Source organism: Bradyrhizobium sp. (genome assembly GCF_004799445.1).
Classification (GTDB): domain Bacteria; phylum Pseudomonadota; class Alphaproteobacteria; order Rhizobiales; family Xanthobacteraceae; genus Bradyrhizobium.
Map to the genome: position 1 here is coordinate 1 of NZ_SSNA01000179.1, position 23,671 is coordinate 23,671.

Consider the following 23,671-nt stretch of genomic DNA (forward strand, 5'->3'; position numbering starts at 1 on the left):
TACCGGTCGATCTCAGCCCTTCGCCCGCGCTCTGGGAAATCAAATGCGTCGGGCTGATCCTGATCTTCATCTATGCCTTCTTCAAATTTGCCTGGGCCTACCGGCTGTTCAACTATGTCGCGATCCTGCTCGGCTCGATGCCGCCGGCCAAACAGAGCGATACACCGGAAGCCGAAGCCCATGTCATCCGGACGACAAGATTGTTCGAGGCGGCCGGCCGGCATTTCAATCGCGGGCAGCGCGCATTCTTCTTTGCGCTCGGCTATCTCGGCTGGTTCGTCAGTCCCTGGGTGCTGTTCGCAACGACAGCTGCCGTGGTGATCGTCACCTGGCGCCGGCAATTCGCCTCGAACGCCTGGCGTGCGATGGAGAGCTAGTTCTGATTCAACCGGAACCGATCGCGCTTCAACCCCTCAATCCCATTTCGGGGCGAAACCGAAATCGGTGAGCCGGACCTTGGCGCCTCCCATCTGGGAGATCTGGCCCATCTCCTGTTCCGAGAGCGCGAAGTCGAAGATGTCGATGTTTTCGGACAGCCGTTCGATCTTGGAGGTCCGCGGTATCGCCGGAACATTCTGTTGCACCAGCCAGCGCAGGCAAACTTGCGCGGCGCTCTTGCCGTGGGCTTGCCCGATCTGCGCCAGCGTCTGGTCGTTCTTGATACGGCCCCTCGCTATCGGGCTATAGGCGACCACGGCCATGCCGTGGCGGGCGCAGGCTTCCAGCACTTTGGTCTGGTCGAGATAGGGATGATATTCGACCTGATCGCACGCCAAAGGTTCCGGGCAGACGGCTATCGCCTCTTCGATCAACGCCACGGTGAAGTTCGAGACCCCGATGTGCCTGCTCATGCCGAGCTGTTTCACTCGCGCCAGGGCGCCCAGCGTCTCCGCCAGCGGCACCTGTGGGTTTGGCCAATGCAGCAGCAACAGATCCACTTCGGAAAGCCGCAGCTTGGCCAGGCTTTCCTTGGTCGATCGTTCAAGATCATTCGGCGCGAAATGGGTGGTCCAGATTTTGGTCGTCACGAACACATCGTCGCGCCTGACCCCCGATGCGCGCAGGCCCTCGCCGACCTCGCGTTCGTTCTCATAGACCTGGGCGGTGTCGATGTGGCGATAGCCGAGCCTTAGCGCTTGCTCGACCAGGCGCGCGCAGCTGCGCCCGCGCAACTCCCAGGTGCCTAGCCCGATCGCTGGAATCCGGGCGCCATTGGCCTCGACAAATTGCATCACGGGAACTCGGGCAAAATAGGAGCCTATTATGTCTCGCCGGCGTGGCGCTGCCAACAAGGTCTGCGTACGATTTGTACGGGTTTTGCGATCAGGTCTTTGTCAATCAGGTCTTCAATCAGGCTTTCTTACTCAGTCAAGCCTTCTTATTCAGTCAAGTCTTGGCCAACGCGGAAAACACCGTCTCCGGGGCGTGGGCGATCACGGCCAGAAGCGCACGCGCAGGCCCGCGCGGCAGGCGCTTGCCCTGCTCCCAGTTGCGGATGGTCTCGACGGGAACGCCGAGCCGGCTTGCGAATTCCAGCTGGGTCAGGCGCGCGCGGCGGCGCAGGTCGCGCACGGCCGGAGCTGTCGCCGCTTGTCCAGACGCAACCGGCATTGCCCCCGGCGCGGAAATCGTCGCCGGCACAGCCAGAGGCATTGCCGGAGCAAGCGGAAATTCCCGCCCGTCGCGCAATTCGACGATCCGTCCGTCCGCTTTCAGTCGCAGGCGCCGCATGTTCCACCCGATTTCAAAATGCATTCAGGACCTAAAGCCGGAATCACTGTCGCTGATCGCGCCTCCAAATAGTCGGCGACGTGCGTTAAGGTCTGATTAACGATACCGGACCCCGGCCGATGCCACGCCGATGTCCCGGGACATGCGCGGCGTGTTGCTGATTGACAGAATGGCCCACACTCGTCTGAGCTGTCGCATGAGGCACATCGACGGGCGGCATCTGGCGATGACCGATATTCGGGGCCACAGCGGGCTCGGATCCTCATGAATGTGCCAGTCGCGAGCGTTGTTATGGCAATGGCCTGGATCGCGGCGGCGCAGGCGGCGGACTGTCCGCACCAGGGGACGCTCGGAACCTCGCGCGTTCTCCGCATCGAGGCCACCACCACCCCGCGGGTCGGGCTGAAAAGCTTTCCACAAACACTGCCACTCGGGGATCACGAGGTCGTGCTGACCTTCGATGACGGGCCCTGGCCGCGCACGACCGCGCGGGTGCTGGCGGCGCTGGCGCATGAATGTGTCCGGGCAACCTTCTTTCTGATCGGAAAACCCGCCTCGGAGCACCCGGACCTGGTGCGCAAGATCGCGGCCGAGGGCCACACCATCGGCCATCACACCTGGTCGCACCGCAGCCTGACGCGGATCAAGCCAAGCGAGGCGACAGAGGAAATCGACCACGGCATTTCGGCGGTCGAGATGGCGCTGCACGGGGTAGCGACCACCACCCCCGGCACGCCGTTTTTTCGCTTTCCCGGTTTTGAGTCGACGCCGGCGACCCTTGATCTTCTGCAATCGCGCGGAATCGTGGTGTTCGGCGCCGATTTCTGGGCAAGCGACTGGAATCCCATGACGCCGAAGCAGGAACTGAAGCTGATCACCGACAGGCTCAAGGCCGCCCGCAAGGGAATCATCCTGTTCCACGACCCAAAAGCCCAAACCGCAGCCATGCTGCCGGCCTTCTTGCGCTATCTGAGGGATAACGACTATCACGTGGTCACCGTGACGCCGGTTTCACCCGGCGCTGACGGCGCCCACTGATCCCGAAACCACCTGTGAAGGCCAGACAATTAAGGCTGCATTCATGTCGCGGTATGTAATGATCGGCCCCTTTGGAAATGCATGACGGTATTGGCTTCATGAGCGGTGGTGTGTCGGGTGGCGTTCGGACAAGGCCATGGACAGCGCTGATCTGGGGGCTAATCGGCTGCATTGTCGCGCCGGCCGCATTGGCCGCGGACTGCCCTGGCCACCCCGACGCGCTCGGCACCTCGCGCACCCTTGTCGTCGATCCCCGGGAGCATCGCCTGCTCGGCACCATGCAATATCGGGAAACGCTGCCGCTTGCAGATCATGAGGTGGTGCTGACGTTCGACGACGGACCGCTGCCGCGCAACAGCAATCGGATTCTGGATATCCTCGCCTCGCAATGCGTGAAGGCAACCTTCTTCGAGATCGGGCGAATGGCCCAGGCCTCCCCGGAAGGCGTCCGCAAGCTCCGCGACGCCGGCCATACCATCGGCACCCACACGGAGGATCATCCGCTCAGCATGAACCGCATGTCGATCGAACGCGCCAGGCAGGAGATCGACGAGGGGATTGCCTCGGTGAAGGCGGCCCTTGGGGACGACGCTGACACCGCGCTTGCCCCATTCTTTCGGATCCCCGGATTGGCGCGCGCCGACGCCGTCGAGGACTATCTGGGCGCGCAGGGCATTCAGATCTGGAGCGCCGATTTTCCGGCGGACGACTGGCGGCATGTTCCGTCCTCGCGTGTCTACGACCTCGCGATGAGCCGGCTCGAGGCCAAGGGAAAAGGCATTCTGTTGCTCCACGACATCCAGGCGCGAACTGTCGCGGCATTGCCGCGGATATTGAACGAGCTGAAGGCGCGCGGCTATCGCATCGTCCATGTGGTGCCGGCAACACCTGAGCGGCCAGCGACCCCGACCGAGCCGGAGCAATGGCGGTTGCATCCGGCGCCCGACGCGATCGCGCACTGGCCAAAGATCCCCAACTTCGTTTTTGCCGATACAAGCACGCTCCCCGCCCCCTCGGTGTCGGATTTCGCCTGGCCGGGCGTAGAGCCGATCGCGCTGGTCGAACCGTTCGATCGCACAGGGTGGCCCGCGCCGGGCGTTCCGCTGCCGCGGGAAGCGCCCTGGCCCCGGTTATCCGAGCTGCCGCCGGAGAATACCGCCGCTGCCTTGCCGGCGCCGGCGCAGAGCATTTTCGAAATGCCGGAGGGGCTGCGCGTGGCCCTGCACAGCGTCACTCCATCCTTGCATCACGCCGAGCAAGCCGGACCGGGCGGGCATCAAGCCAGCAAGCCGGTTTCGGCCGACACCGCCGATTCGCGGCGCGTAACCCGCGGGAAGCGTCGTCTCGCACACGGCCTGGAACGCAGCCGGCGACACGGCACACCCAAAGTTGCAGGTCACGCAACTACCCCGGCCGCGGCAGCTACCCATCGGGGGCCGCTGAAACGTCTGGTCCAGATCAAAAAAAGAAACGTTTGACGGCTCAATTCGTCACGATCTTTGAAACGCACAACAGGACAATCAGGCCGAGAAACAGCAGGTCGATATAGGCCTTCATTTCGCCGGCGTGACGCAATCCCCCAACCTCGTTGATGATCTGCTTGCGGGTGGCCGATGCGGCGGGCCCCTCTCCGGCCGACGCCGCCATACGCCGCGCCTCACCCTCGAGCCGCTCGATGCGCTGAAAGAAGTAGAACGAACGCAGCGCCGACGCCGCGCGCATCGCGGCATAGACCAGCACCAGTATCGCCACGACCGCGCGCTGGTTATATTTCTCCAGGAAATTGAGACTGTAGTAGACCAGTGCCAGAAAAATGAAATTGGAGAGAAACCGGTAGGCGTAGCTCAGAAATCTCATGCGCGTGTTCCCCTCCACGGTAAACTTGGCAATCTGGATCGAGCACTAATCGAAGGCGGTTCGTCGAACCGCAATCGCCGCCTGGTTCCACACCGGTCTATACGTCTGCGTCGCTACAGCGATGCTACCCATGCTCGCATCGAATACCGATTGGGGCCTGCGGAAATTGCACGATACCGGCAGAGGTCTCAACGCCCGCATCACCCGGCTTCGGGTCGGCACGGCATCCTGCAATTTCTGGTGCGCTCGGAGGGACTCGAACCCCCACGATTTTACTCACTGCCACCTCAAGGCAGCGCGTCTACCAATTCCGCCACGAGCGCTTAGAGAGATCGGCACGGGACTTGCGCCGCACCGGATCAACGGCGCCGATGTAACAAATCAGGGATGGGGGGACAAGGCCTGCCGGCGCGCTGATCCAGATACGGCCGGCCTCGGATGGCGGCCGCTCCTTCAGCGGGTGCCCGGCGATTTCGGCAGCATTTGCTTGACTTCGACGGCGATCCGGTTGCGATCGACAAGCACCACGCCGCTGGCGATGGGCAGGGTATTGGCGAGGATCTTGACCTCGTCCGCCTCGGTGGCGTCGAGTTCGATGATGGCGCCCCGGCTCAGGCGCATTACCTGATGAATCGGCATCGTCGTGGTCCCGAGGACCACCATGAGGTCGACGCTGACTTTATCGAGGGTTGGCACTGGGGAAGCTACCCGAACTGACAAACGCAAAATTGCGTGGTTAGAGATCACCACGTTATGGTTAGCCAATGGTTAATGATCGCCAAAGCCTTGATTTGACGGCATTCGCGCGCACCGCCGAGACCGGTGCGCCGGAGTGGCGGGTATCGGACGCGCCGGTGCCCTATCTGGAGGCCATCGCAGCCATGGAGGGGCGGGTCGCGGAGATCGCGGCACACCGGGCGCCAGAGCTGGTCTGGCTGTTGGAGCACCCCTCGCTCTACACCTCCGGGACCAGTGGCAAGGCCGCCGACCTGCTTGATCCCCGCTTTCCGATGTTCGATAGCGGGCGCGGCGGACAGCTCACCTATCACGGCCCCGGCCAGCGGGTGGCCTATGTCATGCTCGACCTGAAGCGGCGCCGGCCGGATGTACGGGCCTATGTGGCGGGGCTCGAGCAGTGGATCATCCGGACGCTGGCGGCGTTCAACGTGCGGGGCGAACGCCGCGAGGATCGCGTCGGCGTCTGGGTGGCCCGGCCGGACAAGGGAGCCGGCTTCGAGGACAAGATCGCGGCCATTGGCGTGCGGTTGCGGCGCTGGGTCTCGTTCCACGGCATATCGATCAACGTGGAGCCCGATCTGACCCATTTTGCGGCCATCGTCCCCTGCGGCGTGGCCGACCCGCGCTATGGCGTCACCAGCCTCGCCGATCTCGGCCATACCCTGACCACAGCGGATCTCGACGTCGCGCTCAAGCAGGCCTTCGAGGAGGTGTTCGGCGCCGTGAAACAGCGCCTGCCGGAAGCGATCTAGATTTTCTCACGCTGGCTGGTGCCGCCCCGGATCACGTCCGGGGCAGACTTTTGCCCTCAAAACCCGCGGTTCCCGCTGCAACGCCTTGCTGCTTGAAGGCTCGCAGCGTCCTATTTCGCAAGCGTGGGCAGGATGCGCATCCTCCACAGGTTCCAGATGCGGTCGATCACGATGAAATTGATCTTGTCGCCTTTCTCGCCCTCACCCGGCGTCAGATAGGTGACCTCGCCTCCGAGCGCGATAGCCTGCGACTGCAACTTGGCGTTGACGTCGGTATAATAGGCGCGAAACACGGCCATCTTGACGGATGGACCGACGGCCACGTCACCGTGACCGCGCATCAAGACCACCGGCTTGTCGCCGAGCGTCTGGGCCAGCGATTTGCCGAGCACGGGGTTACTGACCAGCATGTCGGTATCGCCAAAATCCTTTCGAATATCCCAGACCGGCACGCCGACCCCCAGGAAGGACGGGTTGTGAAACATCGCCCGCAACGGCACCTTGGTCACAGAGAAGGGAATGACACCGGGTGAATGGGTGTGAACCACCGACATCACGTCCGGCCGCGCCTTGTAGATTTCGCCGTGAATGAAGCGTTCCAGAAATACGGTCCGGCCGCGGGCGTCCACGGCATTGCCGTCGAGATCGAACTCCATGATGTCGTCGGCGGTGACGAGCGCCGGCGCGAGCGAGCGTGCCATCAGAAAGTGGGTGGGGTTAGTGGGGTGACGCGCGCTGACGTGACCGAAACCGTCGAGCACGCCGAAATCGGCGAGCACGCGGCTGCCAATCACCATGTCCTCAAGCAAGGCGGCGTCGACGCCTGCAACCGCGGTGGACGGAGTTTGCGCCGACGTCTGCGCCAAACCGGCCAGTAACGCGGCCGCCAGCACGGCAGCGAGGCGCGCGAGCCGATAGCTCGCGCCAAAGCTCATGATCCCAATCGTTCTGAATGTCGCCGTCATCCTCGCCTCCCATGAATCGTTGATTTTATGTTGTTTGCAGCACCGAAAACCGTTCGCCTTGCCGCCGCAAGCCCAAGGCATCGACGTCGGCGGGTTCCTCCGTGACATCGTCGACCCGCGCCGAGGATGGCCCACGCCGGCACGACGCCACCGTATCGGCCACGATTGCCGGCGGCCCCGCCAACAGCGCCTCGACGCTGCCATCTCTTCTGTTGCGCACCCAGCCCTCCAGCCCCCGCACCCGCGCCTGATGTTCGACCCAGGCCCGATAGCCGACGCCTTGCACCCTGCCCCGGATCGTCACCCGACGGATTGCGTCGCTCATCTATTTCGTAAGCCCCAGAAATTCACTGCTGCGGGCCTTCACCTCCGCCTCACGCGTGATCCGCCCGGTCAATTGGGCCGACGCAAGCCCCTTCAAGGCCTTCGGCGGCAATCCCTCACGCAACGCTTTAAGCGTCTCATAGACCGCATGCGTCGCCGCCGCGAACGGGGCGTGGCCCTGCAACCCGACCCGCACCCTTTGGTCCCTGAGATAGGCCGGATCGGACATGGCGTCGGGCGCGCCGCCGAGCACGATCGGCAGCGTTGTCGCCTTCACGATCGCCGCCAGTTCCGCTCGCGTTTTGAGGCCGGTGAAGAACAGGGCGTCGACGCCGGTGGCCTCATAGGCCCTGGCGCGCGCGATCGCGTCATCGAGCGAGGTGATCGATGCCGCGCCGGTGCGCCCGACGATCACGAGCGAGGCATCGCCGCGCGCATCCAGCGCAGCCTTCATCTTGCCGACGCCTTCCTCCAGCGAGATCAGCTGGGTGTTCGCCTCGCCATAGGCCTGCGGCAACAGGGTGTCCTCGATGGTGAGGCCGGCGGCGCCGGCCGTCTCCAGTTCCTCGACCGTGCGGCGGACGTTCAGCGCATTGCCGTAGCCGTGATCGGCATCGACCAGCACCGGCAATGCCGACGCGCGCGATATCCGGCGCATCTGCTCGGCGAGTTCGGAGAGTGTGATCAGTGCGATATCGGGATCTCCGAGCACCGCAAGTGAAGCCGCTGATCCCCCGAACATGCCGAGTTCGAAGCCGAGATCCTCGGCAATTCGGATCGAAATCGCGTCATAGACCGAACCCGGACGCACGCATGAGGGTCCAGACAGGATCGAACGCAGGGCATCGCGGCGCTTTCGAAAGGTCATCGCAAATTCCTTTGGTAGCTTGCGCGGAATGCCCGCCAAAGCGCGTGCTCATATTGCGTTTATCTGGACGGCGCGATCAGAGCAACACGACGAGGGGTATGAACCCTCCAACACTCCCCTGGCCCTGGATTGGTAACAAAATTTGCAGACCCCGGGCCGGTTGCGATGAAGCGAGGTCGAGGCGCATAGTGCAGCTCACCCCTCAACCGACTTTGGAGAACGCAGGATGGGCGTGGTCGAGGTTACATATTTCTCTGATGTCTTGTGCGTCTGGGCATATGTTTCGCAGGCTCGCGTGGGCGCAGTCAGAGAAAAATTCGGCGATGCCGTTCGGATAAAGCATCAGTTCTGCTCGGTGTTCGGCGATACCGCCCGCAAGATATCCACGACCTGGAAAGGCAAAGGCGAATATGACGGGTTCAACGCGCATTTGCGGCAGGTGGCGGCGCGGTTTCCGCATATCGAACTTCATCCAGAGGTTTGGTTGAAAACGCGCCCCGCGACATCGACTAGCCCACATTTGTTCATGAAAGCGCTTCAGCAGTGGGAACACGATTCCGGGACGGCACGAAATCGGCCTTCAGAGAGCATTTTCGATCAGGTGCTTTGGGCTTTCCGCTGTGCATTTTTTCGAGACTGCGGAGACATTGCGAACTGGGACGTTCAATGCGAGATAGCCGAATCTTTCGGTGTCGATATTGGCGCGATCGAAAAATGCATGCACAATGGTAGTGCATTCGCCCGCCTGGATGCCGACTATCAAGATGCCGACAAAATGCGGATAGAAGGCAGTCCAAGTTTCGTGCTGAACGAGGGACGCCAGAAGCTCTACGGCAATATCGGATTCCGTTTGATCGAAGCGAATATTCAAGAGCTCTTGCGGGCGCCTCAGATTGAGGAAGCCAGTTGGTGCTGACCCCCAACGCAGGTCGGAAATGGCAACGGAACTCGCCCTATGCGAATTCGAGAATGAGCGCGTCGACAGCCAGCGTGGCGCCCGCGGTCGCGTGAATCTTCTTCACCGTGCCGTCGCGTTCGGCGCGCAGCACGTTCTGCATCTTCATCGCTTCCACCACGGCCAGCGTTTCGCCGGCCTTGACCTCCTGGCCCTCGGCGACCGCAATCGACACCACCAGCCCGGGCATCGGGCACAGCAATTTCTTTCCGGTATCGGCCGCGGTGGTCACCGGCATTAGCCGGGCGGCCGTCGCCTCGGACTCGGTGAAGACCTTGACCGAGACCTCATATCCCTGATGCGCGAGCCGGAAGCCGTTGGGAACAGGCCGCACCTGCATCGCGACCAATTGGCCGTCGACCGTGCCCTGCCAGACGGGAGTGCCCGGCGTCCAGGGCGAAACCAGGTGGTGCGGTTGGCCGAGCGCCCCACCGGGGTCGACAAAGCGCACCGCCAGACCTTCGGCCTCGCGCGCGATATCGAGCGCGATTTCGTCGCGATCGAGCCATACCGCGCGGCGGCGTTCGCGCTGCACGGGCCGGCTGATCATCTGGCCGGAGATCTGCCGCTTGCGTTCCCCGAGCACATGGTCGACCGCGGCAGCGACCGCCGCCAGCCGGCGCGCAACCTCGCCCTCCGGCACACGAACCGCAAATCCCCTCGGAAACTCCTCCGCTATGAAGCCGGTGGAGAGCTTGCCCTCACGCCAGCGCGGGTGATTCATCAGCGCCGACAGGAACGGAATGTTGTGGCGAATGCCGTCGATGTAGAAGGAATCCAGCGCGATCGACTGCGCCTCGATCGCCGCGGCGCGCGATGGCGCGTGGGTGACGAGCTTGGCGATCATCGGATCGTAATAGATCGAGATCTCGCCGCCTTCCTGCACGCCGGTGTCGTTGCGCACCGTAATCCCATCGACGCTGCTCTCGGCCGGCGGACGATATTTGACCAGCCGCCCGATCGAAGGCAGGAAATTGCGGAACGGATCCTCGGCATAGACCCGCGACTCGACCGCCCATCCGGTCAGCTGCACGTCCTTTTGCGAAAGCGCGAGCTTCTCGCCGGCCGCAACCCGGATCATCTGCTCGACCAAATCGATGCCGGTGATCAATTCGGTCACGGGATGCTCGACCTGCAGCCGCGTGTTCATCTCCAGGAAGTAGAAGCTCTTGTCCTGGCCGGCGACGAATTCGACGGTGCCGGCGGAATCGTAGTTCACCGCCTTCGCCAGCGCGACCGCCTGCTCGCCCATCCTGCGGCGGGTAGTCTCGTCGAGCAGCGGCGACGGCGCTTCCTCGATCACCTTCTGATTGCGGCGCTGGATGGAACATTCGCGCTCGCCGAGATGGATCACATTGCCGTGCTTGTCGCCGAGTACCTGAATCTCGATGTGGCGGGGATCGACGATGAATTTTTCGATGAAGATCCGGTCGTCGCCGAACGATGCCTTGGCTTCGGCCCTGGCGAGACCAAATCCTTCGGCGACCTCGGAAGTCGAACGCGCGATCCGCATTCCCTTGCCGCCGCCGCCGGCGGAAGCCTTGATCATGACGGGATAGCCGATCGCGTCCGCGATCTTCACGGCGTGCCTCTCGTCCTCGATCACGCCGAGATGCCCCGGCACGGTCGACACATCGGCCTTCGCCGCGGCTTTCTTCGACTCGATCTTGTCGCCCATCGCGGCGATCGCGCCGGGATTGGGGCCGATGAAGACGATGCCGGCCTTGGCAAGCTCGCGCGGAAAGGCCTCGCGTTCGGAAAGGAATCCGTAACCGGGATGCACGGCTTCTGCGCCGGTCTTGCGGCAAGCCTCGACGATCTTGTCGATCAAAAGATAGCTTTCAGCGGCCGCCGGCGGTCCAATCAGGACCGCCTGGTCGGCCATTTCGACGTGAAGGGCGTCGCGGTCGGCTTCGGAATAGACCGCGACAGTCTCAATCCCCATGCGGCGGGCAGTTTTGATGACCCGGCAGGCGATCTCGCCGCGATTTGCGATCAGAATTCGTTTGAACATATGCTGGCTTACTTGCAACCTCTGGGGCGGGACCGCCCCCCGCAATCTGGCACGCGGGGACGGACGTAACAATTCCGTCGTACAGCAAAACCAGAGCGAGGCAACGACAGATATGCCCGAAAACCGATTCTCCAGCAGCTGCCATGCGCTGGCCCCCTGCCGGGGCTTGCCCCGCAAGCCCCGCTAAATGCGGTTTGGTCCGACCTTCACCCGTACCCTAGAATGCAGTTATCGTGTTCCCTCACCGCAAGAGCCTGACGATTGATGCGTTGGTTTATCCTGATACTGTTGATTTTCGCAGCCAGCCAAAGCTTCGCCGCCAGCCCGATTGTCAGGGACGGCGGCACCATCGAGCTCACCGATGCAACCTACCGGCTTGACGGCATCGACGCGCCGGCATTTGACCAGCTGTGCATCGATGATCACGCCGACAGCTGGACTTGCGGCGTTGAAGCGCGCGATCAACTGGCCAGCCTGATCGCCGGGCGCGAGGTGCATTGTGACGATCTCGGCGCTGACGCCACCGCCAAGAACCGGCATATCGGTGTTTGCACCGTCGAAGGCGAAACCCTAAGCCTGAACCAGCTCCTTGTCCGCCAGGGCTTTGCCCTGAATTTCGAGCCCTCCGCAAAAGGGCGATTCAGGGAGGACGAAGCCGGCGCGAAAGACAACCGCCGAGGGCTTTGGAAGGGCTGCTTTGCCGCGCCGCAGGAATTCCGCGGTGGAAAAAAGGACGGCGCCCTGCTGGGAGGGTCATGCCGGGCCGACAAGGATCGCGAAATCCGCGAGGTGCTGTTTCCCGAATATCCCGCGATGCCGCCAGGTTGCAGCATCAAGGGCAAAATTGCCTTGCGCGCGCGCGTCACCGGCAATGTGGGCATTTATCACCTGCAGGCGTGTCGCAGTTATCCGGCGCTCACGAAGCCCGATCGCTGGTTCTGTTCCGAGGATGATGCGAAGGCCGCCGGATTTCGCAAAGCCTATAATTGTCGGCCCATGGTCCGCCAACGCACGTAGCAATTCCATCACACCGCAGAACTAGAAAGAGGCGACGGCAATATGCCGCAAGTCCGCGTCCTGGAGGAGATTTTCATGCGCCGCTTCGTCGTCACGTTGTCTCTCGGCCTGATATTGGCGTCCGCCGGCACGGCATTTGCGCAAAACGGCACGCCGCATAACGTCATCCTGTTCGTCCCGGACGGATTGCGCGGGCGGATCGTGACGACCGAGACGGCGCCTGCGATGGCCGCGGTCCGCGACACCGGCGTCAATTTCAGGAACTCCCATTCGCTGTTTCCGACCTTTACCACCGCCAACGCGTCGGCGATGGCCACCGGTCACTACCTCGGCGATACCGGCGACTTCTCGAACACGATCTATACCGGTTATCCCGTTGCGCCTGCGGACGGGACCGTCACGCCGTTTCTCGAGGTCGATCCGGTGATCCTCGACGCCGACGAGCATTTCGGCGGCGATTACCTGAACGCGGAAACCATCCTCAAGATGGCGCGCGCCAAAGGTTTCAGCACGGCCGCACTCGGCAAGCTCGGTCCCACCCTGATTTTCGATCACACCGACAAGACCGGCGCCGATGGCTTGCATTCAATCGTGATCGACGACGCCACCGGCGGCAAGAACGGCGTTCCGCTTTCCGACGAAACGAAAGCGGCGCTGGCCAAAGCCGGTCTTCCGCTCGCAACGTCCGCCCGCGGCGACAACGGCAAGGCCGGCGACGCCAGGACGCCCGGCACCGTTGTGGCGAACACTGCGCAGCAGGCTTATTTCGCCGATGTCGCCGCCCGGGTCGTGCTGCCGATGTTCAAGGCGCGCAACAAGCCATTCGTGCTGGTGTTCTGGTCGCGCGATCCCGACGGCAGCCAGCACAACAATGGCGACAGCCTCAACACCGTGACACCCGGCATCAACGGCCCCACCTCGCTGGCCGGCATCAAAAATGCCGACAACAATCTGGCGCAGCTGCGCAAGGCGCTCGACGATCTCAGCCTCGCTGCCAGTACCAACATCATCATCGCTTCCGATCACGGTTTCTCGACGATCTCAAAGCAGAGCAAGACCAGTCCCGCGGCGAAGATCAGTTATGACGATACACCGACGGATTTCCTGCCGATGGGCTTTCTGGCCATCGATCTGGCCAGGGCGCTCGATCTGCCGCTGTTCGATCCCAACGACAAGAACGCACGGGTGGCCGGGACCGCCCATCCCAAGGCCGGAAACGGCCTTTTGGGACAGGACCCAGCCAAACCCGACCTGGTGGTAGCCACCAATGGCGGATCGGACCTGCTCTATTTGCCGAACCGGGACAAGAAGCTGGCCCAGCGCGCCATCAAAGCGTTGCTGGAGCAGGATTACGTCAGCGGACTGTTCGTGGACGATAAGCTCGGGCGCTTTCCCGGCACGCTGCCGATGTCGCAGGTCGGCCTCAAGGGCTCGGCGGTAACCCCTAGCCCGTCGATCGTGGTCAATTTCCGTTCCTATGTGGAGGGATGCGACGTGCCTACCAATTGCTCGGTCGAGGTCGCCGATACCGTGCTGCGCCAGGGCCAGGGCATGCACGGCAGTTTCGGCCGCGGCGACACCTTGAATTTCATGGCGGCGATCGGACCGGATTTCAAAGCCGGCTATACCGATCCGTTGCCGGTCAGCAATGCGGATATCGGCATGACCATCACCCAACTGCTGGGGTTGCGCCCGGCTGGCGCCGGCGGATTGACGGGCCGGGTGATGTCGGAGGCCTTGCCGAACGGGGTCATCCCCGGGGCCGCCGACGGAACCATCGTTTCCCAGCCTGCGGCGAACGGCCTGCGGACGGTGCTGAAATTCCAGCGCGTGTTATCGCAGCGCTATTTCGACGTGGCCGGTTTTCCGGGCCGGACCGTCGGGCTTGATGCTGACGCCGGCAAACAAACGGCTGGGAAGTAACCCGCCGTTGCAAGCCCGCCAGTCGTTTGGGCTGAATTCACATACCGATGTCGAAGACGTTCGGCAGCTGGGTAAACGGCAGCGTCGCGCCGACGACAGTAGCCACTAGCGTCATCAGGGTACGGTTGCCGCGGCGCTTGCCGCGCATCTGGCTTGCGATCCACTCCAGCACTTCGGTATCGACATTGACCGCCTTCGTGGGCGCCCAGCTTTCGATTGATGTTTCCGGCGACAGCGCGACGGTGCGCGGTGGCACCGGCAGGCCGGACTCGGATGCCGCGTGATGCACCACCGCCTTGGCCAGCAGGTCGTCGAAACGTCCATTGTCGCTGCGTTCGGCGGCGGCATCGTCGATCTCAAACAGCGCTTCGGCCTCGGCCCGGCTGACCGGCTGATGCTCGACCGCAGTCGCTGTCAGGATGCGGGCGCACCAGGCGGCGTCATCGGCGTCCAGCGCGCGGGAGAAATGAACACGGCCCCTGGTGGTGGGCCCTTCACCGGTAATCACGCCGTCGCGCACGACGGCCAGGGCAAGAGCAGAGGTGTTCCGGCAGGAAATGTCAGAAGGCTCGAGGGCGGATGTGGCTTCGGCGGCGGACGCTAAGGGGGCGGACATTGGTAGTTTCTCTTCTCATTTTTTGTTCTGGGCGAACCTTTGCCTGCAGGCGTTAACGAGTGGTTAACGATTCGAAGCTTGGTTCGCGAGACTTTTACATGGTTGCGGATTTGTCGCTGTGACATCGGTCACGGTTCAAGAGATCGCAAGCAAGCCGGGCGTGTTGGGCGCCATAAAAGGCAATATCGGGGCGGTCGGAGCTTATATGGCGAACGGGTTTGTTTCGCCGCACAGGCGCAGGTCAAAAAAAGGTGCTAGGAGTTCCCTCGACGTGAGAAATATCTACCCTTTTTGCGACGGTCATTCCGTTCGGCAATTCCCGCCTTTATATTGAAACATTAAGATTCACCTGTAACTTGAATGGCATGAGGTCGCGATATGGCACTCCAGATTGGCGCAATGGCCCCGGATTTCGAGGCTGAAACCACCGAGGGCAAGATCAAATTCCATGACTGGATCGGCAACAGCTGGGCGCTTCTGTTCTCGCATCCCAAGGATTTTACGCCGGTCTGCACCACCGAGCTCGGCGCGCTGGCCCGGCTGAAGCCGGAGTTCGACAAGCGCGGCGTCAAGCTGATGGGGCTTTCCGTCGATCCCGTCGACAAGCACGCCAAGTGGTCGGAGGATATTCGGGAGACGCAGGGCGCGGCGCCGAATTATCCGATGATCGGCGACACCGACTACAACGTGTCGAAGCTCTACGACATGCTGCCGGCCGCAATCTCGGGCGACCCGTCCAAGCGGACCGCGGCCGACAACCAGACCGTCCGCAATGTCTTCATCATCGGGCCGGACAAGAAGATAAAACTGGTGCTGGTCTATCCGATGACGACGGGGCGCAATTTCCAGGAGATATTGCGCGTGATCGATTCGCTGCAGATGACCGCCAAGCATCGCGTGGCGACACCCGCCGACTGGAAACAGGGCGACGACGTGATCATCGCGGGCTCGGTCTCCGACGACGAGGCCAAGACCATCTATCCGGCGGGCTGGAAGGCGCCGAAGCCGTATCTGCGGATCGTGCCACAGCCGAAGTGACGGCCGGACGTGATAAGACAAAAAGGGACGCTATCGGCGTCCCTTTTTTCGTTGTCGCTCGTGCACGGCAGCTAGATCCTCGGCGCGATCCGGTTGGCGATCAAGAGGCCCGCGGTCGACGATAGCGCGGTCACAACGATGCCCCAGGAAATATCGACCACGGCTACCGGCCAGGTCCAGTGCCGCAGCAGCGACAACGAGGTGAGTTCGAAGGTCGCGTAGCAAAATAATCCGAACAGTGCGCCGTAAAGTAGCGCCGATTGCCAGGTCGCACCGACCGGCCCGTTCACAAAAATCAGTATGCCGACCGCATAAAGCAGATAGAACAGGATCGCCGGCGCGACCCTGATCTCGCCCAGCATGTCGCCGACCTGCGCGGTGAAGAAGCCCTTGGCGACCAGCCCCAGAAACAGAAAATCGATCGGGATGAGGACGATCAGCGTCGCGAGATAAAGCACAACGTACCGGTTCAAAATTCCCTCCAGCGCTTTTTGCGCCTGCCCATCATGTAGTACGCATCACTCGGGGCCCGGTTTCAATATTCCTTCCGGCGCGGATATGAGGCGTCGCCTTTTTGAGTTGAGCGCCTGATGGCCAGCCAGTCCGCCCCACCCTGCATCGTCTGGTTTCGCGATGATCTCCGCCTTTCCGACCATCCGGCCTTGCACGCCGCCGCCGCCACGGGCCGGCCGGTGATCTGTCTTTACGTGTTTGATGAGCCCAGCCGCATGGCGCAGGTGCGCCCGCTTGGCGGCGCGGCGCGCTGGTGGTTGGCGCAATCGCTGCGGGCCTTGCAAAAACGCCTCAAGGCCGTCGGCGCGCCGCTGGTGCTGCGCGGGGGTTCCGCGGCAAGGATCATCGCCGAGGTGGCGCGTGCGACCGGTTCCGGCGCGGTGTTCTGGAACGAGATTGCGCAGGCACCGCATCGAGCCGCGGCCAACGAGGTCGCCGCGGCGCTGAAGCAGATTGGCGTCACCCCGCAAAGCTTTCCCGGCGACCTTCTGGCAGCTCCGGCCGATATCCGTAACAAGGAAGGCCGGGGCCTGCGGGTATTTACGCCGTTCTGGCGACGGGTGCAGGCTCTGGGCGATCCACCGAGACCTCTGCCTGCGCCGGACTCGCTGCGTCCCGGGCCAAACCTTGCGAGCGATACGGTCGAAAGCTGGCAGCTTGAGCCGACGCGGCCGGATTGGGCCGGCGGGCTGCGCGATAGCTGGACACCGGGCGAGTTAGCCGGGAGGCAGCGGCTGGAGGGATTTCTGCGGGATGGTTTGGCTGGCTATGCCGGCAGGCGGGACCGGCCCGATCGCGACGGCACCTCCGGACTCTCGCCGCACCTGCGTTATGGCGAGACCAGCCCATGTCAGGTCTGGCACGCCGCGCGTTTTGCGATGGCCGAGCGCCCTGCCCTGTCGGGCGACACCGAAAAGTTCCTCAGCGAGTTGGGCTGGCGCGAATTCTGCCGCCATCTGCTGTTTGACGTGCCGGACCTGGCAACGCGCAATCTGCAGCCTTCGTTCGACGCTTTCCCGTGGAAGCATGACGATGTGGCGCTTGCCGCCTGGCAGCGCGGGCGAACCGGATACCCCATCGTCGATGCCGGGATGCGCGAGTTGTGGCATACCGGCGTCATGCATAACCGGGTGCGGATGGTAGCCGCGTCATTCCTGGTCAAGCATCTGCTGATCGACTGGCGCGAGGGCGAAAAGTGGTTTTGGGACACGCTGGTGGACGCCGATGCCGGCAGCAATCCCGCCAACTGGCAGTGGGTCGCAGGCTCCGGCGCCGATGCCGCACCCTATTTCCGCGTCTTCAATCCTGTCCTGCAGGGCGAGAAGTTCGATCCGGACGGCACTTACGTCAGGCGCTGGGTGCCGGAACTCGCGCAACTGCCGACAAGCCTTATCCACCGGCCATGGAGTGCGGCACCGATCGAGCTTCAAGGCGCCGGCGTGGATCTCGGCAAGACCTATCCGGAGCCGATCATCGATCACCGCGAGGGGCGCGAGCGCGCGCTCAAGGCCTACGCGAAGGTCCGCGCGAGTTGAGCGCACACCGTCGTCGCTTTGACAGCTCTCAGAATCCCGCTATCGTTACCGCTTAGATAAACCCTGGGGGATGATATGGACGACGAGAAACCCGTTCTTGAACCGACGACCGAGCCAATGACGAGCCCCGCCGAGCCGCCGAAAGCGGCGGTCAAGAAGGCGAAGAAGAAAACCGCAAAGAAGGTAGCGCCGAAAAAGAAAGCAGCAAAAAAATCCAAGAAGGCCAAGAAGGCAAAAAAGGCTGGCAAGAAATCTTCGGCAAAGAAATCAGCCAAAAAGGTTGGCAAGAAAGCCGCCAAAAAGAAAAAGAAGACCAAGAAGTCGAAGCGCTGAAGCTTTCCGCGCAAAGCCTCCGGACCAGAGCCGGAGGCTTTTTTTGGGGATTTAGCCGTCCCGTCCTCGCGCGCGCCGGTTGACCAGAAACACCGCGGCGGCGCAGGCGATCATGCCCAGTATCGCAACCGCATCGAGCCGCTCGCCGAACAGCACAAAGGCCATCACGGCGGTCACCGCCGGCACCAGGTAAAACAGACTGGCCACCGAGGTGGCCGCCGAACGGCGGATCAGCCAGTACAACAGCCCGATCGATCCGATCGAGAGCACGACCGCGAGCCAGGCCACCGACAGCACGAACTCGCCGGTCCAGTGCACCACATTGGTCTCGAACATCCCCGCCGCAGCGGCGAAAAAAATCATCACCGCGGCGTATTGCACGAGGTTGCCGGCGCGCCAGTCGATTTTGCCGCAATAGCGCCGCTGGTAGAGTGTGCCCAAGGTGATGCTGACCAGCGAAACGCCGGAGGCCAGCCAGCCCCAGCCGGCCTCCCCGCTCATCGGACGATCGTGGAGGATCAGCACCACCCCGGCGAGCCCTAGCAACAGCCCGGTCCATTGCAGCGGTGTGACGCGTTCGCCGAGCCAGCGGTTGGCCAGCGTCGAGGTCAGGATCGGCTGCAGACCCGGAATCAGTGCCGAGAGCCCGGCGGGAATCGAATGCGCGATCGCGACCGCGGTCCCGCCAAGATAAAATCCGTGCACCAGGATTCCCGAAACCACGCTATGGGCGATGCCAACGCGATCGGGCCATGGCGGCCGCGCGACGGCCACAATGACCGCCATCATCGCCACCACCACCGCCATGCGGATGGCGAGGTAGGTCAGCGGCTCGGCGTTATTCAACGCATATTTCGTAACGACGAAGCCGGTACTCCAGAGCACGACAAAAATCGCCGGCGCCGCGCGCGCGGCCAAATTTTCGAAGTCTTTGCTCATTTGCGGCCTTGATTGCCTGAACATATGCTATCCGGCAATCGAGAAACGCACTGGGCCGCCCGCCACCTATCGCATAACGAAAGCCGAGAACGAGGATATGAAGCTCAACTTCGTCACCGTCGATGTCTTCACCGGCACGCAGTTTGCCGGCAACCCGCTTGGCGTTGTCCTCAACGCGCAAGGGTTGTCGGACGGACACATGCAGGCCATCGCCGCCGAATTCAATCTGGCGGAAACCACGTTCGTGCTGCCACCGAAAAACCCGGCGCATACCGCCGAGGTGAGAATCTTCACGCCGCGCGCTGAAATGCCGTTTGCCGGCCATCCCAATGTCGGCACCGCCTTCGCGCTCGCCCGGGCCGGAACGAGCTACGGCCGCAGCGTCGGCGGCGACCGCGTCCTGTTCGAGGAAAAGGCCGGCATTGTCCCGATCTCACTGCTCAGGGATGGCGCGGCGGTTACAGGGGCGCGGCTCGCCTCTCCCCAATTGCTGACCCTCGGCGTGGAAATTCCGGTCGAGTTGGTTGCCTCGGCCTGCTCCCTGGCGGTCGACGACGTCGAAACCAGAAATCATCCTCCTCTTATCGCCTCCTGCGGCGCGCCGTTTATCCTGGCCGAACTGAAAGATCGCGCGAGGCTCGCGGCGGCGGCGGCGCGTTCCGATGTCTTCATGCGTGAGATCTCGAAGCAGCCCGCGACGAGCCTTCTGATCTACACGCAGGTAGAGGAAGGCGGCATCGACATAAGGGCGCGGATGTTTGCTCCCCATCACGGAATTCCCGAAGACCCTGCGACCGGCAGCGCCAATGTCGCCCTGATCGGACTGTTGGCAAAACTGCGGCCGGATCCGGATTTGCGGCTTTCAAAAACCATCGCGCAAGGTGTCGAGATGGGACGGCCGAGCCTTCTGGAGGCGGAGGCCGAAAAGCAGAACGGTACGGTGACCGCGACCTATATTGGTGGCCGCTGCATGCCGGTGATGTCAGGAACCATCGAGCTGGTGTGAGCGCATCACCACTCTTCCGGACAGGGGTCGACGATCTTCCAGAGCTCCTCGCCGTTCTTGATCTTCTTCATCTCGGTGGTGAGCCCGCCGTTGCGGCGGATCCAGTCCTTCACCGTATCCGGATAATAGGACATCAGGTCTGAGGTCCCCTCGGAAGAGGTGACCTTGATGCCGAAGGTGAAGGCCTTGTCGTAATAGGCCTGGTGGAAGCCTAGGCTGGCGCGCGGCGTCACGCAGATTTTGTTCAAGGGCACGATGCCGAACACCAGCGTGCAGGCCGAATTGCAGATGCCGTCGATGATGACGCGCTCCCTGTGGTCGCGGATGCGCGCGTACCTGGCCTTGTATTCCTCGACATACCCGCCGTGGTCCCGGGTGATATGCAGGTCGGCGCGAGCCGGGCCTGCGGCCAGACACGAGACGAACAGCAGGGACAACAACGTGATGCGCATGGGGGGCGATCGGTAGCCGGAAGCCTGTCAGGACGAAAAATCGGTCAATATGCGGACCAGACGGCGCAACTCTGGCCAGACTGTGTTGGAATTTCGTTAAGCACGCGGAGGGAACCAAAATTCCGTTCCCTGTGGCAAATTTTCCGCGGCTTTCGGGCGATTTTCCCTCTGGATGGGAGCCCCGATTAGCCTAAAATGTTCCTGTTTTCCCTAGGGAGGCCCTTGATGACCAGACTGAAGCTCGCCTGCGCCGCCGCCATTCTGGCTGCGTTGGCCACCATCCCGAACCAGGCGCAAGCGCGTCGTCACCTGCACGCCTACGCCTATGGGCTCCCCTACGCGATCAGCTACAGCCATAACTACGGGCCTGGCGCTGTTCCCGGCACCTTCGCGTATTACGACGGTCCTTCGACCAACTTTTGCGCGCAGGGGGCCGCAGCCTATCGCGCCCAGGGCGGCCGATACCCATGCTTCTAAGCTGCTCAGTGCAATGATTCGCCACGGTCCAGCGCCGTCGCGGCGTGCCTCGATCTCTGCCGGAAAGTCGCAGGTCCGGGGCTGCTGGCCCTGCCCAGCCAAGTCTGGTAATCGAACCGTCAGGCGCTCGTAGCTCAGCTGGATAGAGCATCGGACTTCGAATCCGAGGGTCGGGAGTTCGAATCTCTCCGAGCGCGCCACCTGATCTTGTGGGTGGCACCCATCGAGGCAAAGATTGAAGCTGATGCTTCTTTATTTTGCACGTGGTGTCCGTGAACAAATTTGCGAGCCGGATTTCTTCAACGCTATTTTATCATCAACTTCAAAGCTAGAATGATAGTGGTGAGCACGAGGCGGCTCCGCTACCCCATTCGCGGTTTGTCGCCATCGCACTCAGATCCCACGGCTGCGCGCGTCTGAGGTCGAGGCAATAGCGATCACGAATGCGGCGAGAACCAACGTGACCTGGACCAGCTTCGTGGCGCCGATTGCAAGATTGAGGGACCTCGTGCGTTCGGGACTTCCCGCCACAACGGCCGGCCTGACGATCGGTCTCTTGGCACTGTCGCCTTCGGCGCGTGCAGACGATCCAGCGTCCCCCGATCCAGGCGCCCCCGACAAGAGCGGCTACACGCTGCTCAACCCGACGCCGGACGACCAAATGCGAAAATTCACGCCCGATCGACCGGCAAAAGGATTTTCCGTTCGAACCATCGACGCCGGCCATTTCGAGCTAGAAATGGACACCTTCAACTATACCTATTCAAAATATCTGGGCGTCACCACGCACAGCTTTCAAACCCTCGACCCCACCTTCAAGATCGGTGTCACCAACTGGGCGGATGTTGAAGTCCAGTTCAACGGGTTGCAGGCTTCGCGATCTTTCGACGCCTTATCCGGGGCTGGCACGGAGAGCGGCGCCGGTTTTGGCGATATCCTCCTGCGGACGAAAATCAACCTGATCGGCAATGATGGCGGTCCGGTGGGTTTTGCCATCATCCCCTACGTCAAATTGCCTTCGTCGGCTCCCGTCATCAGCAATGGTGTCGTTGAGGGCGGCTTGATCGCGCCTCTTGCGCTGCGTCTCCCCCAGGACTACCTCGTCACCTTGATGACCGAAGTGGATGCCCTGAAAGACTCCGCAAACCACAGGGAAGCCAACTTCGTCAATTTGATCGGGGTCAGCCACCCGCTTCCCGGTATTGAAGGCGCTAACGCCACCGTCGAACTCTTTTCCGCGGTTGGCAGCGACCGGGCGGCGCCGCCGATCTACACCTTCGACCTCGGCATGAACTTCCGGATCGACAAGCATACGATCCTTGACGTCGGTCTCAACCTCGGCCTCAACAACGCCGCGCCGAAAGTGCAGATTTATACTGGAATTTCAGCCCGCTTTTGACGCGCGGCCGGGCGGCTCGCCCCGGGTGACGCGGGCTTAGCAACCGCGGCAGATACTCTTGATCTTTCGATCAAGCGCGATGTCCTCGGGATGGCGCTGGTCAGACGGCTCAGGCGTCATCGTTGCGGACCGCGCATCGGATGGATTTGCAGGTTTTGCTTCGGTATGGCGGACGTGGCCATGTCTGTGAGCGCTGTCCCTCGCGACAGCAAAGGTGCTTCCGGCCAAAGCCAGAATGATCGCCGCAAGGGCTAGCTTGCGCATTCGCATTCCGTTACCTCAACTCCAAAGATCGTCCGCCGGCTCCGCGTTCACCGTCCGGGGCGCCACGCCAGATCGTCAGACAGCACATATATTATGATCGCTGACAGGCACAGCACCACCCCGATCCAGAACATCGGAGAATGGTGGATGTGTCGCCAGTCGCGCGGAGGCGCTGCAGGTTTCATTTGATCACCTCGTCGGCCTACAGACTGTCTAGCATGAATGGCAGCGGGTTGATCAAGAGACCCCGCTGATCCTTGCCAACCCCGCCGTTGCGGGCGGCTCCGCCGATCGGGCGGCGGCTTCGCGGGAAATTTGCATCAGGGGATTTCGATCGGCGGGAGAGCGAGCCAGCTCACCAAATATTGTTGCCGAAGAGGCCGACGCGCGGTTGCTGCGCGACCAGCATCATGGGCGGATTGATGTGGCTCCTCGCCATGGTCTTGCGTTTCGGCTGGAGCTTCGGCTCCGGCTTCCTGGGATCGGCCGGCTGCAGTTGGTTGGAGAGCGGCAATTGCGCAAAGACCTCCCGCACCCTTACCTTAGCGGAGACGTCGGCTACCTTTGCGGAGACATCGGCAACGTTCGCCGGCGCCGAAGCTTTCGCCTCCACCGTCGCGGTTGCCGCGGGAGTGATCAGCGGGACAGTGGTGTCGAAAACGACGCGCTCGGGCCATTTCCGGTCGGAGCGAATCCGTATCACCGAAACGTCCGCAACGGCAGCTCTCCGCTCCGCGACCGGCAACTTTGGCAGATATGCATCGGCAATAAACAGCAGCGCCAGCAGCGCGGCACCGACGAAGAAGAAATAACGTGCCAGGGGCATTTGCGGCGTCGCTCCATCCGCGCGACCGTGCGGATCATTTTCCCAACTGGGGATGGCGCGATTTGTTCCCGGCCTTGGCCGACAGCACGCA

At 62.4% G+C, this 23,671-nt stretch carries 27 protein-coding genes and 2 tRNA genes; 14 read left to right on the plus strand and 15 right to left on the minus strand.

The features are described 5' to 3' along the window. Positions 1-377 (plus strand): DUF599 domain-containing protein (locus E8A46_RS23150; RefSeq protein WP_291566231.1); only part of this gene is annotated, 377 nt, incomplete at its 5' end. Positions 378-413: 36 nt separating this feature from the next. On the opposite strand, the gene E8A46_RS23155 is transcribed toward E8A46_RS23150, so the two are convergent. Both E8A46_RS23155 and E8A46_RS23160 read right to left on the minus strand, forming a co-directional pair. Further along, positions 414-1,232, minus strand: coding sequence for an aldo/keto reductase (locus E8A46_RS23155; protein WP_291566233.1), 819 nt, complete (start codon positions 1,230-1,232; stop codon positions 414-416). A gap of 154 nt (positions 1,233-1,386) precedes the next feature. Beyond that, complete coding sequence (locus tag E8A46_RS23160) at positions 1,387-1,731, minus strand: helix-turn-helix domain-containing protein (RefSeq protein WP_291566235.1); 345 nt, start codon at positions 1,729-1,731, stop codon at positions 1,387-1,389. Positions 1,732-2,022: 291 nt separating this feature from the next. Between E8A46_RS23160 and E8A46_RS23165 the strand changes: the two genes are divergently transcribed. Together E8A46_RS23165 and E8A46_RS23170 are read left to right on the plus strand one after the other, a co-directional pair. Beyond that, positions 2,023-2,769 (plus strand): polysaccharide deacetylase family protein, encoded by a 747-nt coding sequence (locus E8A46_RS23165; protein WP_291566238.1) that lies wholly within the window; start codon positions 2,023-2,025, stop codon positions 2,767-2,769. Between the two features lie 98 nt (positions 2,770-2,867). Further along, positions 2,868-4,247: a polysaccharide deacetylase family protein gene (locus E8A46_RS23170; RefSeq protein ID WP_291566240.1), complete on the plus strand. Its 1,380-nt coding sequence runs from the start codon at positions 2,868-2,870 to the stop codon at positions 4,245-4,247. Between the two features lie 4 nt (positions 4,248-4,251). On the opposite strand, the gene E8A46_RS23175 is transcribed toward E8A46_RS23170, so the two are convergent. The 3 genes from E8A46_RS23175 to E8A46_RS23185 form a co-directional block, all read right to left on the minus strand. Continuing rightward, positions 4,252-4,626 (minus strand): hypothetical protein, encoded by a 375-nt coding sequence (locus E8A46_RS23175; protein ID WP_291566242.1) that lies wholly within the window; start codon positions 4,624-4,626, stop codon positions 4,252-4,254. Positions 4,627-4,864: 238 nt separating this feature from the next. After that, a tRNA-Leu gene (locus E8A46_RS23180) sits at positions 4,865-4,949 on the minus strand. A gap of 130 nt (positions 4,950-5,079) precedes the next feature. Further along, positions 5,080-5,322, minus strand: coding sequence for a FliM/FliN family flagellar motor switch protein (locus E8A46_RS23185; RefSeq protein WP_291566244.1), 243 nt, complete (start codon positions 5,320-5,322; stop codon positions 5,080-5,082). Between the two features lie 68 nt (positions 5,323-5,390). Here E8A46_RS23185 and lipB point away from each other — a divergent pair, with 68 nt between their 5' ends. Then, entirely contained in the window at positions 5,391-6,116 is a 726-nt protein-coding gene (lipB, locus tag E8A46_RS23190; protein WP_291566246.1) for a lipoyl(octanoyl) transferase LipB, read from the plus strand. Between the two features lie 110 nt (positions 6,117-6,226). Here lipB and E8A46_RS23195 read toward each other — a convergent pair whose 3' ends face one another. Genes E8A46_RS23195 through E8A46_RS23205 form a run of 3 tightly spaced genes read right to left on the minus strand, consistent with a single transcriptional unit; the run spans position 6,227 to position 8,273 of the window. After that, positions 6,227-7,081 carry a class II aldolase/adducin family protein gene (locus tag E8A46_RS23195; RefSeq protein ID WP_291566248.1) on the minus strand — a complete coding sequence of 285 codons (855 nt, stop codon included), beginning with the start codon at positions 7,079-7,081 and terminating at the stop codon, positions 6,227-6,229. 25 nt (positions 7,082-7,106) lie between these two features. After that, a complete protein-coding gene (locus tag E8A46_RS23200; protein ID WP_291566250.1) occupies positions 7,107-7,406 on the minus strand; it encodes an acylphosphatase in 300 nt (99 codons plus the stop codon). After that, on the minus strand, positions 7,407-8,273 hold the full coding sequence (locus E8A46_RS23205; RefSeq protein ID WP_291566252.1) for an isocitrate lyase/PEP mutase family protein: 867 nt from the start codon (positions 8,271-8,273) through the stop codon (positions 7,407-7,409). It abuts the gene before it with no gap. Between the two features lie 226 nt (positions 8,274-8,499). Between E8A46_RS23205 and E8A46_RS23210 the strand changes: the two genes are divergently transcribed. Then, entirely contained in the window at positions 8,500-9,189 is a 690-nt protein-coding gene (locus E8A46_RS23210; protein ID WP_291566254.1) for a DsbA family protein, read from the plus strand. Positions 9,190-9,226: 37 nt separating this feature from the next. Here the strand turns inward: E8A46_RS23210 and E8A46_RS23215 are convergent, their stop codons facing one another. Beyond that, a complete protein-coding gene (locus tag E8A46_RS23215) occupies positions 9,227-11,242 on the minus strand; it encodes an acetyl/propionyl/methylcrotonyl-CoA carboxylase subunit alpha (RefSeq protein ID WP_291566256.1) in 2,016 nt (671 codons plus the stop codon). Between the two features lie 264 nt (positions 11,243-11,506). Between E8A46_RS23215 and E8A46_RS23220 the strand changes: the two genes are divergently transcribed. Then, positions 11,507-12,259, plus strand: a complete 753-nt coding sequence (locus E8A46_RS23220) for a thermonuclease family protein (RefSeq protein ID WP_291566258.1) — start codon at positions 11,507-11,509, stop codon at positions 12,257-12,259. Positions 12,260-12,334: 75 nt separating this feature from the next. Beyond that, positions 12,335-14,182 carry an alkaline phosphatase family protein gene (locus tag E8A46_RS23225; RefSeq protein ID WP_291566259.1) on the plus strand — a complete coding sequence of 616 codons (1,848 nt, stop codon included), beginning with the start codon at positions 12,335-12,337 and terminating at the stop codon, positions 14,180-14,182. 37 nt (positions 14,183-14,219) lie between these two features. On the opposite strand, the gene E8A46_RS23230 is transcribed toward E8A46_RS23225, so the two are convergent. Next, positions 14,220-14,798, minus strand: coding sequence for a hypothetical protein (locus tag E8A46_RS23230; RefSeq protein WP_291566260.1), 579 nt, complete (start codon positions 14,796-14,798; stop codon positions 14,220-14,222). 378 nt (positions 14,799-15,176) lie between these two features. On the opposite strand from E8A46_RS23230, the gene E8A46_RS23235 reads away from it, so the two are divergent. Further along, complete coding sequence (locus tag E8A46_RS23235; protein ID WP_291566263.1) at positions 15,177-15,836, plus strand: peroxiredoxin; 660 nt, start codon at positions 15,177-15,179, stop codon at positions 15,834-15,836. A gap of 71 nt (positions 15,837-15,907) precedes the next feature. On the opposite strand, the gene E8A46_RS23240 is transcribed toward E8A46_RS23235, so the two are convergent. Next, positions 15,908-16,309 (minus strand): DUF2177 family protein, encoded by a 402-nt coding sequence (locus tag E8A46_RS23240; protein ID WP_291566264.1) that lies wholly within the window; start codon positions 16,307-16,309, stop codon positions 15,908-15,910. A gap of 117 nt (positions 16,310-16,426) precedes the next feature. On the opposite strand from E8A46_RS23240, the gene E8A46_RS23245 reads away from it, so the two are divergent. Then, positions 16,427-17,884: a deoxyribodipyrimidine photo-lyase gene (locus E8A46_RS23245; protein ID WP_291566266.1), complete on the plus strand. Its 1,458-nt coding sequence runs from the start codon at positions 16,427-16,429 to the stop codon at positions 17,882-17,884. A gap of 75 nt (positions 17,885-17,959) precedes the next feature. Then, the gene (locus E8A46_RS23250; RefSeq protein ID WP_291566268.1) at positions 17,960-18,217 is read left to right on the plus strand and encodes a hypothetical protein; all 258 of its coding nucleotides are present in this window, start codon (positions 17,960-17,962) and stop codon (positions 18,215-18,217) included. A 51-nt stretch (positions 18,218-18,268) separates the two neighbouring features. Here the strand turns inward: E8A46_RS23250 and E8A46_RS23255 are convergent, their stop codons facing one another. Continuing rightward, positions 18,269-19,156 (minus strand): DMT family transporter, encoded by an 888-nt coding sequence (locus E8A46_RS23255; RefSeq protein WP_291566270.1) that lies wholly within the window; start codon positions 19,154-19,156, stop codon positions 18,269-18,271. Between the two features lie 97 nt (positions 19,157-19,253). Between E8A46_RS23255 and E8A46_RS23260 the strand changes: the two genes are divergently transcribed. Beyond that, positions 19,254-20,162, plus strand: coding sequence for a PhzF family phenazine biosynthesis protein (locus E8A46_RS23260; RefSeq protein ID WP_291566272.1), 909 nt, complete (start codon positions 19,254-19,256; stop codon positions 20,160-20,162). A 5-nt stretch (positions 20,163-20,167) separates the two neighbouring features. Here the strand turns inward: E8A46_RS23260 and E8A46_RS23265 are convergent, their stop codons facing one another. Further along, the gene (locus tag E8A46_RS23265; RefSeq protein ID WP_291566274.1) at positions 20,168-20,614 is read right to left on the minus strand and encodes a hypothetical protein; all 447 of its coding nucleotides are present in this window, start codon (positions 20,612-20,614) and stop codon (positions 20,168-20,170) included. 225 nt (positions 20,615-20,839) lie between these two features. On the opposite strand from E8A46_RS23265, the gene E8A46_RS23270 reads away from it, so the two are divergent. The 3 genes from E8A46_RS23270 (at position 20,840) to E8A46_RS23280 (ending at position 22,490) form a co-directional block, all read left to right on the plus strand. Beyond that, on the plus strand, positions 20,840-21,091 hold the full coding sequence (locus E8A46_RS23270; RefSeq protein ID WP_291566276.1) for a hypothetical protein: 252 nt from the start codon (positions 20,840-20,842) through the stop codon (positions 21,089-21,091). A gap of 123 nt (positions 21,092-21,214) precedes the next feature. Further along, positions 21,215-21,291 (plus strand) — tRNA-Arg (locus E8A46_RS23275). Between the two features lie 260 nt (positions 21,292-21,551). Beyond that, entirely contained in the window at positions 21,552-22,490 is a 939-nt protein-coding gene (locus E8A46_RS23280; RefSeq protein ID WP_291566278.1) for a transporter, read from the plus strand. A gap of 311 nt (positions 22,491-22,801) precedes the next feature. Here the strand turns inward: E8A46_RS23280 and E8A46_RS23285 are convergent, their stop codons facing one another. Beyond that, positions 22,802-22,939, minus strand: coding sequence for a hypothetical protein (locus E8A46_RS23285; protein WP_291566279.1), 138 nt, complete (start codon positions 22,937-22,939; stop codon positions 22,802-22,804). A 170-nt stretch (positions 22,940-23,109) separates the two neighbouring features. Then, positions 23,110-23,580, minus strand: coding sequence for a hypothetical protein (locus tag E8A46_RS23290; RefSeq protein ID WP_291566280.1), 471 nt, complete (start codon positions 23,578-23,580; stop codon positions 23,110-23,112). Positions 23,581-23,671: the final 91 nt, after the last annotated feature.

What these genes read in the sequence shown, in the direction of transcription:
- E8A46_RS23210 (WP_291566254.1), top strand. Translation starts at nt 8,500, where the DNA reads ATGGGCGTGGTCGAGGTTACATATTTCTCTGATGTCTTGTGCGTCTGG.
- E8A46_RS23285 (WP_291566279.1), bottom strand. Translation starts at nt 22,939, where the DNA reads ATGAAACCTGCAGCGCCTCCGCGCGACTGGCGACACATCCACCATTCT.
- lipB (WP_291566246.1), top strand. Translation starts at nt 5,391, where the DNA reads ATGGTTAATGATCGCCAAAGCCTTGATTTGACGGCATTCGCGCGCACC.
- E8A46_RS23200 (WP_291566250.1), bottom strand. Translation starts at nt 7,406, where the DNA reads ATGAGCGACGCAATCCGTCGGGTGACGATCCGGGGCAGGGTGCAAGGC.
- E8A46_RS23265 (WP_291566274.1), bottom strand. Translation starts at nt 20,614, where the DNA reads ATGCGCATCACGTTGTTGTCCCTGCTGTTCGTCTCGTGTCTGGCCGCA.
- E8A46_RS23195 (WP_291566248.1), bottom strand. Translation starts at nt 7,081, where the DNA reads ATGACGGCGACATTCAGAACGATTGGGATCATGAGCTTTGGCGCGAGC.
- E8A46_RS23165 (WP_291566238.1), top strand. Translation starts at nt 2,023, where the DNA reads ATGGCAATGGCCTGGATCGCGGCGGCGCAGGCGGCGGACTGTCCGCAC.
- E8A46_RS23160 (WP_291566235.1), bottom strand. Translation starts at nt 1,731, where the DNA reads ATGCGGCGCCTGCGACTGAAAGCGGACGGACGGATCGTCGAATTGCGC.
- E8A46_RS23220 (WP_291566258.1), top strand. Translation starts at nt 11,507, where the DNA reads ATGCGTTGGTTTATCCTGATACTGTTGATTTTCGCAGCCAGCCAAAGC.
- E8A46_RS23230 (WP_291566260.1), bottom strand. Translation starts at nt 14,798, where the DNA reads ATGTCCGCCCCCTTAGCGTCCGCCGCCGAAGCCACATCCGCCCTCGAG.
- E8A46_RS23205 (WP_291566252.1), bottom strand. Translation starts at nt 8,273, where the DNA reads ATGACCTTTCGAAAGCGCCGCGATGCCCTGCGTTCGATCCTGTCTGGA.
- E8A46_RS23235 (WP_291566263.1), top strand. Translation starts at nt 15,177, where the DNA reads ATGGCACTCCAGATTGGCGCAATGGCCCCGGATTTCGAGGCTGAAACC.
- E8A46_RS23255 (WP_291566270.1), bottom strand. Translation starts at nt 19,156, where the DNA reads ATGAGCAAAGACTTCGAAAATTTGGCCGCGCGCGCGGCGCCGGCGATT.
- E8A46_RS23245 (WP_291566266.1), top strand. Translation starts at nt 16,427, where the DNA reads ATGGCCAGCCAGTCCGCCCCACCCTGCATCGTCTGGTTTCGCGATGAT.
- E8A46_RS23270 (WP_291566276.1), top strand. Translation starts at nt 20,840, where the DNA reads ATGACCAGACTGAAGCTCGCCTGCGCCGCCGCCATTCTGGCTGCGTTG.
- E8A46_RS23260 (WP_291566272.1), top strand. Translation starts at nt 19,254, where the DNA reads ATGAAGCTCAACTTCGTCACCGTCGATGTCTTCACCGGCACGCAGTTT.
- E8A46_RS23250 (WP_291566268.1), top strand. Translation starts at nt 17,960, where the DNA reads ATGGACGACGAGAAACCCGTTCTTGAACCGACGACCGAGCCAATGACG.
- E8A46_RS23215 (WP_291566256.1), bottom strand. Translation starts at nt 11,242, where the DNA reads ATGTTCAAACGAATTCTGATCGCAAATCGCGGCGAGATCGCCTGCCGG.
- E8A46_RS23225 (WP_291566259.1), top strand. Translation starts at nt 12,335, where the DNA reads ATGCGCCGCTTCGTCGTCACGTTGTCTCTCGGCCTGATATTGGCGTCC.
- E8A46_RS23290 (WP_291566280.1), bottom strand. Translation starts at nt 23,580, where the DNA reads ATGCCCCTGGCACGTTATTTCTTCTTCGTCGGTGCCGCGCTGCTGGCG.
- E8A46_RS23175 (WP_291566242.1), bottom strand. Translation starts at nt 4,626, where the DNA reads ATGAGATTTCTGAGCTACGCCTACCGGTTTCTCTCCAATTTCATTTTT.
- E8A46_RS23170 (WP_291566240.1), top strand. Translation starts at nt 2,868, where the DNA reads ATGAGCGGTGGTGTGTCGGGTGGCGTTCGGACAAGGCCATGGACAGCG.
- E8A46_RS23155 (WP_291566233.1), bottom strand. Translation starts at nt 1,232, where the DNA reads ATGCAATTTGTCGAGGCCAATGGCGCCCGGATTCCAGCGATCGGGCTA.